The sequence below is a fragment of the Saccharopolyspora sp. 7B genome (assembly GCF_020177435.1).
Lineage (GTDB): Bacteria > Actinomycetota > Actinomycetes > Mycobacteriales > Pseudonocardiaceae > Saccharopolyspora_C > Saccharopolyspora_C gregorii.
In genome coordinates this window covers 1-15142 of the sequence record NZ_JAIUKC010000088.1, presented here as the reverse complement: position 1 = coordinate 15142, position 15142 = coordinate 1, and the positions used below count along the sequence as shown (strand labels likewise).

General features: G+C 73.4%; 14 protein-coding genes and 1 pseudogene. 9 read left to right on the top strand and 6 right to left on the bottom strand.

Annotated features, from left to right (window positions below; genetic code table 11):
* Nucleotides 1-30 precede the first annotated feature (30 nt).
* Together LCD33_RS15045 and LCD33_RS15040 are read left to right on the top strand one after the other, a co-directional pair.
* Nucleotides 31-945, top strand: coding sequence for an MBL fold metallo-hydrolase (locus LCD33_RS15045; RefSeq protein ID WP_224967512.1), 915 nt, complete (start codon nt 31-33; stop codon nt 943-945).
* Nucleotides 942-2402, top strand: coding sequence for a carboxylesterase/lipase family protein (locus LCD33_RS15040; RefSeq protein ID WP_224967480.1), 1461 nt, complete (start codon nt 942-944; stop codon nt 2400-2402). The genes LCD33_RS15045 and LCD33_RS15040 overlap by 4 nt, the downstream gene beginning before the upstream one ends.
* A gap of 52 nt (nt 2403-2454) precedes the next feature.
* Here LCD33_RS15040 and LCD33_RS15035 read toward each other — a convergent pair whose 3' ends face one another.
* Together LCD33_RS15035 and LCD33_RS15030 are read right to left on the bottom strand one after the other, a co-directional pair.
* Entirely contained in the window at nt 2455-2652 is a 198-nt protein-coding gene (locus LCD33_RS15035; protein ID WP_224977966.1) for a ferredoxin, read from the bottom strand.
* An 11-nt stretch (nt 2653-2663) separates the two neighbouring features.
* Nucleotides 2664-3875 carry a cytochrome P450 gene (locus LCD33_RS15030; protein WP_224960959.1) on the bottom strand — a complete coding sequence of 404 codons (1212 nt, stop codon included), beginning with the start codon at nt 3873-3875 and terminating at the stop codon, nt 2664-2666.
* Nucleotides 3876-3990: 115 nt separating this feature from the next.
* Here LCD33_RS15030 and LCD33_RS15025 point away from each other — a divergent pair, with 115 nt between their 5' ends.
* The 4 genes from LCD33_RS15025 to LCD33_RS15010 all read left to right on the top strand — a co-directional run bounded on the left by LCD33_RS15025 (nt 3991) and on the right by LCD33_RS15010 (nt 7247).
* A complete protein-coding gene (locus tag LCD33_RS15025) occupies nt 3991-4677 on the top strand; it encodes a TetR/AcrR family transcriptional regulator (protein WP_224960962.1) in 687 nt (228 codons plus the stop codon).
* A gap of 121 nt (nt 4678-4798) precedes the next feature.
* Nucleotides 4799-5428, top strand: coding sequence for a DUF1453 domain-containing protein (locus LCD33_RS15020; RefSeq protein ID WP_224960964.1), 630 nt, complete (start codon nt 4799-4801; stop codon nt 5426-5428).
* Between the two features lie 26 nt (nt 5429-5454).
* Nucleotides 5455-6612 carry a sensor histidine kinase gene (locus tag LCD33_RS15015; RefSeq protein WP_224960967.1) on the top strand — a complete coding sequence of 386 codons (1158 nt, stop codon included), beginning with the start codon at nt 5455-5457 and terminating at the stop codon, nt 6610-6612.
* Nucleotides 6609-7247 carry a response regulator transcription factor gene (locus tag LCD33_RS15010; RefSeq protein ID WP_224977965.1) on the top strand — a complete coding sequence of 213 codons (639 nt, stop codon included), beginning with the start codon at nt 6609-6611 and terminating at the stop codon, nt 7245-7247. Before LCD33_RS15015 ends, LCD33_RS15010 begins: the two co-directional genes overlap by 4 nt.
* Before the next feature lie 29 nt (nt 7248-7276).
* Here LCD33_RS15010 and LCD33_RS15005 read toward each other — a convergent pair whose 3' ends face one another.
* On the bottom strand, nt 7277-8500 hold the full coding sequence (locus LCD33_RS15005) for a beta-galactosidase (RefSeq protein ID WP_224977964.1): 1224 nt from the start codon (nt 8498-8500) through the stop codon (nt 7277-7279).
* 811 nt (nt 8501-9311) lie between these two features.
* Nucleotides 9312-9368: pseudogene (locus tag LCD33_RS29620) on the bottom strand (hypothetical protein); the annotation flags it as partial.
* Between the two features lie 426 nt (nt 9369-9794).
* On the opposite strand from LCD33_RS29620, the gene LCD33_RS14995 reads away from it, so the two are divergent.
* Nucleotides 9795-10163 (top strand): hypothetical protein, encoded by a 369-nt coding sequence (locus tag LCD33_RS14995; protein ID WP_224960972.1) that lies wholly within the window; start codon nt 9795-9797, stop codon nt 10161-10163.
* Between the two features lie 65 nt (nt 10164-10228).
* Here LCD33_RS14995 and LCD33_RS14990 read toward each other — a convergent pair whose 3' ends face one another.
* Together LCD33_RS14990 and LCD33_RS14985 are read right to left on the bottom strand one after the other, a co-directional pair.
* On the bottom strand, nt 10229-11542 hold the full coding sequence (locus LCD33_RS14990) for a lipase family protein (protein WP_224967474.1): 1314 nt from the start codon (nt 11540-11542) through the stop codon (nt 10229-10231).
* 194 nt (nt 11543-11736) lie between these two features.
* Nucleotides 11737-12309 carry a TetR/AcrR family transcriptional regulator gene (locus tag LCD33_RS14985; RefSeq protein WP_224967473.1) on the bottom strand — a complete coding sequence of 191 codons (573 nt, stop codon included), beginning with the start codon at nt 12307-12309 and terminating at the stop codon, nt 11737-11739.
* A gap of 78 nt (nt 12310-12387) precedes the next feature.
* Between LCD33_RS14985 and LCD33_RS14980 the strand changes: the two genes are divergently transcribed.
* Both LCD33_RS14980 and LCD33_RS14975 read left to right on the top strand, forming a co-directional pair.
* Nucleotides 12388-13887, top strand: a complete 1500-nt coding sequence (locus LCD33_RS14980) for an MFS transporter (RefSeq protein ID WP_224967471.1) — start codon at nt 12388-12390, stop codon at nt 13885-13887.
* A 52-nt stretch (nt 13888-13939) separates the two neighbouring features.
* The coding region (locus LCD33_RS14975) for an MFS transporter (protein WP_224977963.1) at nt 13940-15142 on the top strand (1203 nt) is incomplete at its 3' end.

Below are 15142 nucleotides of genomic sequence, written 5' to 3'. Positions count from 1 at the left end.
CGACCTGGTGCGCGGCGCATGGTCGACGGCATGGAGAGCATCATGCTGGGAGACGTCGAAGTCACGCGCGTGCTGGAGATCAACGGCCGTGCGATGGGCATGGACGAGTTCTTCCCCGACATCCCGACCGAGGTGTTCGAGGCCGAGCGGGATCTGCTGGATCCGGACTTCTGGTCGCCCGCCGACAACGGTTTCATGGCCGCGGTGCAGACCTGGGTGCTGCGCAGCGCGGGCCGCACGATCCTGGTGGACACCGGGGTCGGCAACCACAAGGAACGGCCGTACTCACCGCACTGGCGGCACTTGAACACCGGCTACCTGGACGCCCTGCTCCGCGCCGGGGTGCGGCCGGAGGACGTCGACATCGTGATCAACACGCACCTGCACGTGGACCACGTCGGGTGGAACACGCGGCTGGTGGAGCGGGACTGGGTGCCGACGTTCCCGAACGCCACCTACCTGCTGCCGCGGGTGGACTTCGAGTTCTGGAACCCGCTGGGCGAGCACCGGCCGAAGAGCACGCGCAGCCACCAGAACGTGTTCGAGGACAGCGTGGCGCCGGTGCACCGGGCGGGGTTGGCGGAGCTGTGGGAGGGCGAGCGGGTCATCGACGAGAACCTGCGGCTGCTGCCCGCGCCGGGCCACACCCCGGGTTCGTCGGTGCTGCACCTGGAGTCGGGTTCGGACCGGGCGGTGTTCATCGGCGACCTGCTGCACACCCCGGTGCAGCTGCTGGACCCGTCGCACAACTGCGGTTTCGACGAGGACCCGGCGGCGGCGCGCGCGTCCCGGCGGCGGCTGCTGGAGTTCGCGGCGGACCGCACCGCGCTGGTGGTGCCCGCGCACTTCGGCGGGCACGGCGCGGCCGAGGTCAGCCGGGACGGGGACCGCTTCGCGATCGACGCCTGGGCGGCGTTCGAGCGGCCGCGCTGGACGAACCGGTGAGCGCCGTGGTGCGCACCGGCGCGGGCCGGGTGCGGGGTGCGCGGACGGCGGAGGGCCTGGTGTTCCGCGGCATTCCGTACGCGGCGGCCCCGGTGGGTCCGGCCCGGTTCGCGGCACCGAAGCCCGCGCCCGGCTGGGACGGGGTGCGGGACGCGACCGCGGCGGGGCCGACGGCGCCGTCGCCGCACCGGGACTTCGGCGGGCTGGACATGGGTCCGTTCTTCGGCCCGGGCTGGGTGCGCGGCGACGACTACCTGTCGGTGGACGTGTGGACGCCGGACGCGGCGACGGGCGGGCTGCCGGTGCTGGTGTTCGTGCACGGCGGCGGTTTCGTGTCGGGCGCGGCGCAGGCGTCGCTGTACGACGGGACCGGGTTCTCCCGGGACGGCGTGGTGCTGGTGTCGGTGGACTACCGGATCGGGGCGCCGGGCTGGTTGTCGCTGCCGGGAGCGCCGGACAACCGGGGAGTGCTGGACGTGCTGGCGGCGCTGCGCTGGGTGCGGGCGGAGATCGGCGCGTTCGGCGGCGATCCGGACAACGTCACGGTGGCCGGCCAGTCGGCCGGGGCGACCGTGGTGGGCGCGGTGCTGGCGGAACCGGCGGCGCGGGGCCTGTTCCGGCGGGCGGTGGTGCAGAGCGGCAACGGGCTCGGCGCGTTCGTGCCCGCGCAGGCGGAGCTGGTCGCGAACCGGCTGGCCGGGGTGCTGGGCGTGCCGCTCGCCGAGGTGCCGGAGGTGCCGGACGAGCGGCTGGTCGACGCGGTCTCCCGGTTGGGCAAGCCGGATCTGCGGGTACCGGGGCACCACGATCCGCTGCTGCGGTTGACGCCGCTCGGCGTGGTGCTGGAGCGGCAGCCCGCGGTGTCGGTGGCGGCCGGGGACGGCGCCGAGGTGGAGCTGCTGATCGGGAACAACACCGAGGAGGGCAACCTGTACCTGTCCGCCGCCGAGCTCGATTCGTCCACTGTGGAGGACGCGCGTTCGGTTGCGGCGCAAGCACATCCGGAGCCGGACCGGCTTGTCGAGGCGTACCGGCGGCAGCGCCCGGCGGCCTCCGGTGGCGAGTTGCGGTCGGCGGTGCTCGGCGACGCGTTGTTCGGGGCGGGCACCCGGGCGCTCGCCGACGCGCACGCGGGGCGCGGGCTGCCGACGTTCCGCTACGAGTTCGCGTGGCGGTCGACGGCGCTGGGCGGGCGGCTCGGCGCGGCGCACGGGGTGGAGCTGCCGTTCGTGTTCGACTCGGCGGACGGCCCGCGGCTGCGCGGGGACGGCGCCCTGCTGGGCGACGGCGCTCCGCCGGAGCTGGTGCGGGAGGTGCACTCGGCGTGGGTCCGGTTCGCCGCCACCGGCGATCCGGGCTGGGAGCGCCACACCGCACCGCAACGCCGCGTCCGCCGCTTCGCGACCCCGTCGACCACCGTCACCGACCCCCGCCCCCTGGAGCGGGAGGCGTGGTGACGCCCGGGTGAACGGCCCGCTCCTCGGGCGACCGGGCCGTCCACCCGGGAGGTCACCCGTCCGCTGCGAGGGACAGCGCGGCGCTGGGGCAGATCTGCACGGCGGTCCGCACCTGCTCCACCCGCTCCCCGTCCACGTCGTCGGCGAGCAGCATCACCAGGCCGTCGTCGTCCTGGTCGAACACGTCCGGTTCGGTCAGCACGCACTGCCCCGCCCCGATGCAGCGCCCGGTGTCCGCGTTGATCCGCACGCCGGCCCCCGTCACCAGGTGACCGGCAGCGAGTACACGCCGTAGATCACGGCGTCGTCCTTGAACGGCAGCTCGGCGCGGGGTCCCGCGAGCGCGAGCGTCGGGATCCGGCGGAACAGGGTGTCGAACACGATCTGCAGCTCCAGCCGGGCGAGGTTCTGCCCGAGGCACTGGTGCGGTCCGTAGCCGAAGGCGACGTGGTGGCGGGCGCCGCGGCCGATGTCGAACTCGTCCGGTTCGGGGAAGGCGCCGGGGTCGTGGTTCGCGGTGTGGCCGAGGGCGATGACCCCGTCGCCCTCGCGGATGAGCGTGCCGCCCACTTCGACGTCGGCGGTGGCGACCCGCGAGGTCACGGTCTCGACGATGGTGAGGTAGCGCAGCAGTTCCTCCACCATCCCGGGCGTGCGCTCCGGGTCCGCCTTGATCGCGGCGAGGTCGTCCGGGTTCTCCAGCAGCGTCAGCGTGCCCAGCGAGATCATGTTCGCGGTGGTCTCGTGCCCGGCGACGAGCAGCAGCGTGGCCATCGCGACGAGGTCTTCGACGTCCTCCTCGCCGTTGTCGCGCATCTTGACCAGCTGCCTGCCGAGCAGGTCGTCGCCCGGGTCCTCCCGCTTGGCGAGGATCAGGTCGTGCAGGTAGCCGCGGACGGCACCGGCGCTGCGCAGCCGCTCGTCCGCGGGGGTGTTGCGGCTGAGCATCGCGGTGGAGCAGCGCTGGAAGAAGTCGTGGTCGTCGTAGGGGACGCCGAGCAGTTCGCAGATCACCAGCGACGGCACCGGCAGCGCCAGCGAGGCCACCAGGTCGGCCGGGTGCGGTCCGGTCAGCAGCTCGTCGATGCAGTCGTCCACGATCCGCTGGATGCGCGGGCGCAGCGCCTGCATCCGCCGCACGGTGAACTCGCCGAGCACGGAGCGGCGCACCACGCCGTGCTCGGGTTCGTCGAGGGACAGCATGTTGGGCCGGAACTCGCTGATCGATTCCTGCTGGCCGGCGACGAAGAACGGGAACGCGGGGTTGCGCCGGTCGGAGCTGAACCTCGGGTCGGAGAGCACGAATCGGACGTCCTCGTGCCGGGTGAGCACCCACGCTTCGCCGCCGATCGGTGTCCGGACGCGGGAGATGGGGTTGGTCTCGCGCAACCGCACGTACTCCTCGGGCGGCGCGTGCGGACACCGCCTCGCGACCGGGAAGTCCCGCACGGCTTGTTCGGTGGTGTCGGGCATGGGCGCTGCCTCCCAGGCGAAGATACGGAAGGAAATCTTCCGGTTATGGCTCCCACGGTACTGAAGCGGAAGATTTCCGTCCACCTCCGATCGGGCGGATGCGACAATACGAGCCGTGACCACGGACTTCTCGGCTTCGACGGGCGAACCACCGCTGCGCGCCGACGCCCGCCGCAACCGGGACCAGATCATCGGCGCGGCCAAATCGCTGTTCACCTCGGACGGCCCCGAGGTGCCGATGGAGGAGATCGCGCGCAGCGCGGGCGTCGGCGTCGGCACCCTCTACCGGCGGTTCCCGGACCGCGAATCGCTGATCCGGGCGGTGGCCAGGGACAACTTCGCGAACACGCTCGCGCAGGCCGAAGCGGCGGCCGTGGAAGAACCCACCGGCTGGGACTCGCTGGTCCGGCTCCTCAAGAGCTCCGACGAGCTGCAGCTCAGCGTGCACCTCGGCATGTCCTCGCCGCGCGCCTGGGAGATCGTCAAGGCCGACGAGATCACCCAGCGGCTGCGGAACTCGCTGCTGGCCACGCTCGACTCGGTCGTCGCCACCGCGCAGGCCGAGGGGTCGCTGCGGGCCGACGTGGGCGCGGGCGACATCGCCGCGATCTTCGCGATGCTGCTGCGGCGTCCCGGGCCGGACCACCCCGACTCGCAACGCCTCGCCGAACGCGCCCTGCAGGTCATGCTCGACGGGCTCCGCACACCCGGACGCCCCGGCGCCGGGCTGCCCGGCGAACCGATCCCGGTGTCCGAGATCCCCCTCCTCAAGCGCGACAAGCGACCCGCCCGCGACGGGTGAGCCGCACCCGGGTGGAGACGGATCTCCACCCGGAATACGGTTCGCGCCCCACGACTCCGGCCGCCGGAATTCCTAACGTCATCGACGACACGAGGAACTCCGAACGGGGAGGTGCGGATCCGTGAGCGGTCCCATCGAAATCATCTTGATCGTCGCGCTGATCGGCTACGTGCTGGTCCGCCGGTTCACCGGAGAACCGGTCGAGGGCAAGCGGATGCTGCTGGTGCCCGCGGTCATCGCGGTGGTGGGCGCGGTGAACCTGCGGGAGGTGCCGCACTCGCCCGCCGCCATCGGGATGCTGGTGGCCACGGCCGTGATCAGCGTGGTGCTGGGGGTGCTGCGCGGGTTCAGCGTCCGCATCTACGAGCGGGACGGCCACGCGATGATGCGCTACACCTGGGTGACCGCGGTGCTGTGGGTGGTGAACATCGCCGTGAAGCTCGGCTCGGGGCTGCTCGCCGGAGCCGTGGGGCTGCACGCGGGCGGCGGCATCACGTTCAGCCTCGGGCTCACCGTGCTCGCCGAGGGCGTGGCGATCCTGGCCAAGGGCGTGCGCGGCACCGGGCGGATCCCGTGGTCGCGTGGTCGCGGCGACGCGGCACCGGTTCCCTCGCCGATGCTGGACTCGATGCAGCGCAAGGCGCGGGACGCGGGCGACCTGCGCGGGATGCGGAGCTTCGCCCCGGTGCTCGACGGCCTCCGCGACGCCGCCGCCGACCGGCGGAACGCGCACCCCGGTGCCCGGCGATGACGAGCCCCGGAGGAACATCGCGGCCGATGACCACGACCTCGCCCGGGCAGCGCGCGCTGCGGGCCACCGATCAGCTGCTGCGCCCCGTGGTCGTCGTCTTCCTCGCCGTGCTGCTGGTGGTCCAGCTGCGGGAGGCCCCGCCCGCCCACTTCACCGGCCTGGTCTGGGTGACGAGCGCGGTGACGGTCGTGGCGGCGTGCGCGGCGGCGGTGCCGTGGCGCGGCGGACCCGAGTGGGCCCGGGTGGCGCTGGTGGCGGTGTACGCGCTGGCGGGCGCGATGGTGTTCGCGCTCGCGCCCCGGACCGTCGGCGCCGCGTTCGTGTTCATCGCCTGCGCGACCGCCGGGGACAAGCTGAGCTCGCGCCGCGCCGCGCTCCTCGTCGCCGTGGCGAGCACGGTGGCCGCCGCCGCGGCCACCTGGACGCTGGAGTTCTGGTTCCAGGTGCCCGACGGCCCGCCGTGGTGGCTGGCGCTGATGGTGAGCCTGCCGCTGTACATCGGCATGGCCCGCCGCGAGCGGGTCAACGCCCGCGCCGCGTCGCTGCTGGCCGCCGAGCAGACCCGGCGCGCCATCGCCTCCGAAACGCGGGAAGCCGCCCTGGAGGAGCGCAGCCGGATCGCCCGGGAGATCCACGACGTGCTCGGCCACTCGCTGTCCGGCGTCGCCGTGCAGCTGGACATGGCCGACGCCCTGCACGCCGGCGGCCGCTCCGACGAGGCGAACGAGGCGGTGCGCCGGGCCAGGGCGCTGGCCGTCACCGGGCTCGGCGAGACCAAGCGGGCGGTGCACGCGCTGCGCGAAGGCGCGCTGCCGCTGGTGGACACGCTGACGCGGCTGGCGCAGGACGGTGCCGCCGAGCTCGCGGTGCGGGGTGACGCCGAGGACGTGCCGGTCGAGATCGGGCAGGCCGTCGTCCGCACCGCGCAGGAAACGCTCACCAACGCCCGGCGGCACGCCCCCGGATCCCGGGCGGAGCTGCTGCTGGAGTGCACCGAGGACTCCGTCCGGTTCACCGCCACCGACGGCGGCGCCACCGGGCCGGTCCCGGACGGCGACCAGGGCAGCGGCATGGGCCTGGTGGGGATGCGGGAACGCGCCGAGCTGCTCGGCGGCACGCTGCGGGCCGGACCGCGCACCCCGCCCGAGACCGGTTGGACCGTGCGGATGGAGCTGCCGCGATGAACCCGATCAGACTGCTCGTCGTCGACGACCAGGCCGCCGTGCGCGACGCGATGGCGGTGATGCTCGGCCTGGACCCCGGCATCGACGTGGTCGGCACCGCCGAGAACGGCGAACGCGCCCTCGCCGCCGCCGCGGAGCACGCCCCGGACGTGGTGCTGATGGACCTGCACATGCCGGTGCTGGGCGGGGTGGAGGCCACCGGGAAGCTGCGCGCGACTCGGCCCGGCGTGCCGGTGGTGGTGCTGACGACCTTCGAGGACGACGAGTCGATCCTCGCCGCGCTGCAGGCGGGCGCGCAGGGCTACCTCACCAAGGACGCCGACCGGGCCACCATCGTGCAAGCGGTGCGCAGCGCGCACGCCGGGCATTCGGTGCTGGACCCGCAGGTGCAGTCCCGGCTGCTGGAGCTCGCCACCCGCCGGGCCGCCCCGGCGCCGGAACCGCCGATCGCGCTGACCGCCCGCGAACGGGAAGTGCTCGACCTGATCGGGCAAGGCCTGCGCAACGGGGAGATCGCCCGGCACCTGCACATCAGCGAGGCGACGGTGAAGACCCACATCAACAACCTGTTCGGCAAGGCCGACCTGCACTCCCGGGCCGACGCGGTGCGGCTCGCGCTGACCCTGCGCGGCTGACGGGCGCTGCCGGGGTCCCGGCCACCGGGTCATCCGGCGCGGAGCAGCACGGGACTGCCGGTGACCTCCACCCGCTCCCCCGGCCGCAACCGGTCGCGGGAGCCGTCCAGCCGCTGCACCACCGCCATGCCCGGATCCGGCGCCATCTCCGCGGTCCCCTCGTGCGTCCAGCGGATGACGAAGGCCCGGCCGCCCCGATCGAATCGGCACTGCCAGACGTTGTCCGGCAGCAGCGCCTCCGCCCCGTGCCCGCAGGAACTGATCCGCGCACCGCGCAACCACTCCCGCAGCTCACCGACGTACCGGCCGGCCTCGGTCGGCTGGAAACCGGCCACCTGCAACGGGATCGGCACCTCGTCGCCGCCCCAGCCGTCGAAGTAGACGCGGTCGTAGTCCATCCACAGCCCGATCAGGTACCAGCGGACCGCGAAGTCGGCGGCGAGCTCGGCGGGGACCTGCGGCTCGTACGGGTCGTCGGAGCCGGCCCCGGTGTTCCACATCCGCGGGCTCGCGCCGCCGCGGTGCAGGGTCGCCTCCACGCGGGTGGCGAGCTCGGTCATGGTCTCCGGCGGGTCGCTCGTCCGGCGCGGGCGCAGCTCCACCGGTGCCGCGTCGCAGTGGTCGTAGCCGTGCAGCGCCGCGAACCGCTCCAGGTGCGCGTCGGCGGCCGGATCCCACAGCTCGCCGAAAGCCGGGCAGACCACCTGCGCGCGCGGGTCCAGCTCCCGCACCACCCGGCTGCCGATCTCGGTCATCTCCACCAGGACCTCCGCCGTGCCGTCGAAGTGCGGCGGCCCGAGGTCCCACAGCTCGTAGGCCTCCACCCGGCCCGCGGCACGGGTCGCGACGGCGGTGACGAACCGCTCCCAGTCGGCGAGGTCGTCGGGCGGCCCGGTGCGCGCATCATCGCGGTAGGCGGAGCGCTCACCGCGCGGACTCGCCCAGCTCGGTGTCCCACCGAAGGTGAACACCACCGGCAATCCCGCGTCCTGGGCGGAGTCGAGCAGCCGATCGAGGGTCCGCCAGTCGTAGCGCCCGCGTTCCGGTTCGAGGTCCTGCCAGCGCGTCCCCGAGTCCCACAGCCGCACGGAATCGACCGGGAAGCCGGGCATCCCGCCGGTGGAACTGCTCACGGTGACGCCCACGAAGTCGGGATCGATCTCCGCGGGCACATCGGTCCAGTTCGGCGGGAGGCTGTGCAGCGGCTGCGGCCCAGGCCCCGCGCGCAGCGAGTACGCGAGCAGCGCGAGCACCAGCAGCCCCGCGACCGCCGATGCCGGTAACCACCAGCGGCGGAGGCCGCGGGTCGTGGTGGCGGCAGCGGGCTCGGCGCGGGCAGGCTGCGCCTCGGGAACGGGGTCCCGGCGCGGGGCCGGGCCGGTCGCCGGGCCGGTGCCGGGCAGTCGCCGGGCCGGTCGCCGGGCCGGTCGCCGGGCCGCCGGGGGTTGCGGTGCCCGCCGGAGGCCCCGCGGTGCTCGGCGCCTGCCAGGCGGCCGATCCTCCGGCGGGCTCCGGGGCTCCGTCGGCGTCGCCGGTCCCCGTCGCTCCGGGATTTCCGGCGTCTCCGGAACTTCCGGCCGCTTCGGAGCTTCGAGCCATTCCGGAACTTCCGGCCGCTTCGGGACTGGCGATCACTTCAGGGCTGCCGGTCACTTCAGGGCTGCCGGGTGCTTCGGGACTGTCGGGTGCTTCGGGACTGCCGGTTGCTCCTGAGCTTCCGGCTGCGCCCAAGCCCCCGGTTGCGCCCAGACCCCCGAAAACTCCTGGACTTCCGGCTGCGCCCAGGGCCCCGGTGGCGTGCGTGATCCCGCTCGCTCCCGGAATCCCGGTCGTGTCCGGAGACCCGGTCGTGTCCCAAGTCCCGGTCGCATCGGAAATCCCGGCCGCTTCCGCACTTCCGGCCGTCACGGCGTTCCCGGGGGCGACGGTGGACATCGCGGCCCGCACCCCGCGCGGCACCGGATCCGCCGTTCTCGCCCGGCGTTCGGCTTCCCAGCAGCGGTAGAGCCGGTCGAGCTCCGCCCCGGTCGCGCCGCAGGCGGTGGCGATCGCTTCGACCGCGGCGAAGGTCTGCGGTGCGCTCTGCCCGCTGCAGTACCGGTGCACCGTCGATCTGCTCAGGAAGGTGCGCGCCGCGATCTGCTGTAGCTGCGACCGCTGCGCCGCTTGAGCTCGTCGAGCCGCCGCGCGACCTCCCCGCCGAGTCCGGCCATCCCCCAGGCTCCCCTCTGCTTCCGATGGCCGGGAAGTCTTGCACGGGACGACGTCCCGGTGATCCCGATTCGTCCCAAGATGACCCGATCAATCCTGGTCACGAAGGCCCTTTCATCCCAACGTCCCAGGGACGTCCCACCCGGTTGTCCCAACGCGGACGATCTCGCGAACCTGGGTCCACGCGGCTCGACGCCGCGCTCCGGGGGTCGCTGGGGGCGGGGCCGGGTGATCGCGGGACGTGTTGTGCACGCCGCGGTCGCTCGGCCGGGATCCGCTGCCGTTCCTCGGCAGGGACGAACGACGGGACATTCCCGTGGGAACAGGGGGAACACCATGAACAAGACGAAGCGCCTGCTCGTGGCCGGGGCCATGATGGCCGGTTTCGCGGGCATGCTCACCGCTCCGGCGGTGGCCGCGCCGGCACCGGCGGACGACGCCTCGATCGCGGCCGTGTGCGGGAAGACCTACACGGCACGGACGTCGTGGGCCACGACCACGTTCCGGGTCACCTGCAAGTCCGGCAAGATCACCGTTCGCGGCACCGTCACCGACACCAAGGCGGACGGCAAGTGCGTGCGGGTCAGCGGCAAGGCGGGCAACAAGTCCTTCCGCAGCGGCAAGGCCTGCCCGAAGGGCACGTCCAAGAGCTACGGCGCCACCGGCACGGGCAACTCGGTGCGGATCACCTTGGAACGGCTCTGACGAACGAGTGCCGCCCCTTCCGCGTGGAAGGGGCGGCACTCCGCCACCGTGCTCCGATCACCGGGTCAGTGGATGTCCATCCGCTCGGACAGCTGCGGCAGCAGCGGCTGGTTCTCGTCCACCGGGATCTCCGGATCGGCCGGGGCCTGGTCGGTGCTCCCGCAGTTCGGCTCGGTGGGCTTGCCCGCCACCCGGTCGTCGATCCACTGGAACGCGCGCGGGAAGGAGGCCACCGCGCCGCCGATGTGCGTCGGGCCGAGGTTCGGCGCGAACTGCACGTCGGCGCCGGCACCGCACCAGTCGTCGGCCAGCGTCTTGGACTGCTCGAACGGGATCACGTCGTCCAGCCGGCTCTGCGAGACCAGCACCGGGAAGTCCGGGGCGGTGCGCCCGATCCGCTGCTCGGCGACCACGTCGGCGAACGGTGCCTCGTCGAGGTAGTCGGTCACCGGCCTGCCGTCGGCGCTGTAGTCCGCCGACTTGGCGAAGGCGAACTTGGCGATGCCGTCGATGGTGCAGGAGTTCTCGACGTCCTCGCGGAACTGCTTGCCCGTGTCGTTCAGGTACGGGTCGAGGTCGATGTCGTAGCCGGCGGCGACGCCGACCAGCGCGTAACCGAGGAACGCCGCGTAGGGGCTGCCGTCGAGGTTCTCGCCCACCCCGCCGAGCTCGGCGGGCACGGCACCGGCCGCGGCGCCCTTGATGTCGAGTTCGGGGGCGTAGCTCCCGGCGAGTTCGGCGGCCGACGCCGAGCCCCCGCCGCCCTGCGAGTAGCCGTAGAGGACCACCGGTCCGTCGTCCGGCACGTCCGCGTCGGGCAGCCGCTGCGCGGCCCGCACCACGTCGAGCACCGCATTCCCGGTGACCTCGCGGTTGACGTAGGTGTGCGAGCCCGGCGTCCCGAGGCCTTCGTAGTCGGTCATCGCGACGGCGTAGCCCTTGCTGAGCATGGCTTTGATGAAGAAGCCCTCGTACTCGGTGCCGTTGGCGAGCTGCCGGGACGGCGCGCAGTGGTCGGCCATGCCCTGGGTGCCCGGCGCGTAGCCGATGACGGGGCGCTCGCCGTCGCCCTTCCAGTCGTCCTTCGGCGTGATGACGGTGCCGGTCACCGCGATCGGCCCGCCGTCGCCGTCGGTGGAGCGGTACATGACCCGCTGCACGTCGGCGTCGACGGGGATGGTCTTCAGCGGGTCGAGGAAGTACTCGGACGGTTCGGATCGGACGACGTCACCGTTGCCCCCCGGCAGTTCCGCGGGTGGCTCGTAGAACGGTGGCCGCTCCTCGGCGGACGCGGCGGACGCGGTCGCGACGGCGAACGAGACCCCGACCACGGCTGTCAGCGCGGTCGTGGCCGCGCGGTGGAACGGACGGAGGTTCACGGGCTACTCCTCGTTGAGTGGCGAACCGAATCGACCTACCGCTGAGTAGGTCGACATCGAGCGTGACCCGCGACACGGAGTAATGACAATCACTCCGACTACCCGAAGGTAACTTCGCAACCTCTTCGCAACCGAGCATGCACCCACCGTGACGTCAGCTCACGATCAGTGCCCCCGGGGAAGCCCCTTCCGGATCACCGAGCCCCGTCGGCGACCGCCGCGTCCACCATGGCGATGAGGTCGGCCTCCAGCCGTGCCCGCGCCCGCGGCTCCAGTTCGGAGGCCCACAGCGGCCGGTCGCCGACTCCGTCGGCCGCGGCGATCACGAGCACCTGGGTCGCCTCGGGCACGCCGTCGGCGTCGAGGTCCCGCTGCCAGCGCAGGTCGTCCTCCTTCGCCAGCTCGACCACCTCGGGCACGACGTAGAGCTGCGCGATCAGGCTGAACCGCTCGCGGATCTCCTCGCCGTCGACGGTCGCGGTGCTCGCGCGCACGTAAGCGCGGGTGAGCCGGCCGGGAACACCCTCGGGTTCGACGAGCTGCGCGTCCACCTCGCCGCGGAAGAGGTCGATCTGCTCCTGCGCGAGCGCCACCAGCAGGGCCTGCTTGCTCGCGAAGTGGTACACGAGCCCACCTTTGGACACCCCGGCCTCGCGGGCGATCACGTCGAGCGTCGCGCCGATGCCGTGCTCGCGGATCACCCGCTTCGCCGCGTCGAGCAGGATCCGGCGGGTGTCCTCGGGTGCGCGCCCGGTTGTTCGACCCATGCCGCCCATCCTTCCGCACGCCCCGCGGAGAGCAGCACCACCTGGGAACTGCACCGACTGGTCAGTACAGTAATGCTCATGCAGCTGGATTCGGAAGCGCGACCGCAGGTGCTCTCCCCGCGCGGGCGGGGGGCGGCGCTGGCGGTGCTGGCGATCGCGGTGCTCGTGCTGGCGATCGACAACACCGTCCTGTACCTGGCGGTCCCCGCGTTGACCGCGGACCTCGCCCCGTCGGCCGCGCAGGTCCTGTGGATCGGCGACGTCTACTCGCTGGCGCTGGCCGGGCTGCTGGTGGTGATGGGCTCGCTGGCGGACCGGGTGGGCCGCAAGCGGCTGCTGCTGGTCGGTTCGGCCGCGTTCGGGGCGGCGTCGCTGCTGGCGGCGCTGTCGACGAGCGCCGCGATGCTGATCGTGGCGCGGCTGCTGCTCGGGGTGGCGGGGGCGACGTTGATGCCGTCGACGTTGTCGTTGCTGCGCAACATCTTCCCGAACCCCGTCGAGCGGACCAGGGCGATCGCGGTGTGGTCGGCCGCGGCGGGCGGCGGCGCGGCGGTGGGCCCGCTGGTCGGCGGGGTGCTGCTGGAGAACTTCGCCTGGGGCTCGGTGTTCCTGATCAACGTGCCGGTGATGGCGGCGCTGGTGGTGAGCGGGATGTGGCTGCTGCCGGAGTCGCGGGATCCGCACCCGGGCCGGTTCGACCTGGTGTCGGCGGTGCTGTCGATGGTGGCGATCGTGCCGGTGGTGTGGGCGATCAAGCACACCGTGGCGTCCGGCGCCGACGCCGCGGGCGGGTGCGCGCTGCTGGCCGGACTGGTGGGCGGCTGGGCGTTCGTGCGCAGGCAGCGGCGGCTGGAGGTGCCGCTGATCGACGTGTCGTTGTTCGCCCGCCCGGCGTTCAGCGGGTCCGTGTTCGCCGGCTTCATGGCGGTGTTCGCGTTGATGGGCCTGCTGTTCTTCTTCTCGCAGTACCTGCAGCTGGTGCGCGGCTTCGGGCCGCTGGCGGCCGGCCTCGGGGAGCTGCCGAGCACGGTGTCGGCGATGGCCGCGGTCGCCGTGGTGGGCTGGGCGTCGCGCCGCTTGGGCGCCGGCCGGGCGATCGCGGTGAGCCTGCTGCTGGTGGCGGCCGGGCTCGTCGCGGTGGCGGTCGCGGAGGGCGCCGGTTCCTACTTCTGGCTGGGCCTGGCCCTGGTGCCGACCGGGCTGGGCGTGGGGATCGCGCAGACGCTGACGACCGACGTGGTGGTGTCGGCGGTGCCGCCGCACAAGGCGGGGGCGGCATCGGCCATCTCGGAGACGGCGATGGAGCTGGGTGTCGCGTTGGGCATCGCGATCCTCGGATCCTCGGTGTCGCTGCGGTACCGCTCGGCGCTGCCGCCCGCGGACCAGCTCCCCGCCGAGGCGCGGGCGGCGTTCACGGATTCCCTGGCGGCGGCGTCGTCGGTGCTCCCACCGGATTCGCCGCTGCTCGTGGCCGCACGGGACGCGTTCACCGGTGCCATGCAGACCACGTCCCTCGCCGCGGCCGCGATCACCTTCGCGGCGGCGCTGGTGGCGATGCGGACGATCCCGCGGGGCTGAGCGCGGCGAAAACGCCTGGGATCCCGCGGAGGTTTCCGGAAGCATCCCCGGCATGGGCGACGAGTTCGCGGTGAAGGCCACCTACGGCCAGGTCTTCGCGGTGGCGCAGTTCCGCGCGCTGTTCGCGGCCCGGCTGCTCGGCGTCCTGTCGGACACGGTGCGGTCGGTGGCGCTGGCGGTGCTGGTGCACGACCGGACGGGTTCGCCGCTGCTGACGGCGGTGGCGTTCACGATCGGTTTCCTGCCGCAGGCCGCGGGCGGGTTGTTCCTGGCGGCGATGGCGGACCGGTTCGCGCCGCGGACGCTGATCGCGACGGGCTACGGCGTGCAGGCCGCGGTCGGGCTGCTGCTGGCGTTCGGGCGGCTGCCGGTCGGGGCCTGCCTGCTGCTCGTCGCGGCCGCCGCCTGCCTGACCCCGGTCACGACGGGCGCCGCGGCCCGCGTCCTCGCGGCGGTCCTCGCCGGGGACGCCTACGTGCTGGGGCGTTCGCTGTCGTACCTGGTCGCGGTGGCGGCGCAGCTGGTGGGCATGGCGGTGGGCGGCGCGCTGGCGGCAGGTTCGGGCGTGGAGCGGACGATGCTGCTCACCGCCGGGGCGCACCTGGCGGCGGCGGTGCTCAGCGCCCTGTTCCTGGCGCGCACCGAGGTGGTGCGGCCGCGCGGGTCGATCGTGCGCGACACCGTGCGGGGCAATGCGGCGCTGCTGGCCGCACCGGGCGTGGCGAGGCTGATCGCGGTGCAGTGCCTGCCCGCCGCGTTCCTAGCCGCGGGCGGCAGCCTGATCATCCCGTACGCCGCCGAGCGGGGGCTCACGCCCGCGGAGACGGGTGTGCTCCTGGCGGCGATCTCGGCGGGCATGCTCATCGGGGACGTGGTGGTGGGGAGGGCGTTCGACCCGCGCACCCGCGAGCGCCTGGTCCGCCCGCTGCTGCTGGTCATGGGTTCACCGCTGATCGTCCTGGCGGCGGACCCGCCGCACCCGGTGGTGGTGGCCGCCTACGTGCTCACCGGCACCGGCTCCGCCTACCTGCTGGGCTTGCAGCGCCGCTACTTGGCGGCCGTCCCCGAAGCCCTGCAGGGCCAGGGCTTCGCCCTGCTCAACACCACCACCATGACGGTCCAGGGCGTGGGCCCCCTCCTGTTCGGCCTGGCAGCCGAACACCTCCCCCTGGACCACACCCTCGCCCTCATAGGAGCAACGAGCACCCTGACCGCCCTGCTCCTCAAACCCCCGCACCCCCACCCCCCCCCCCCC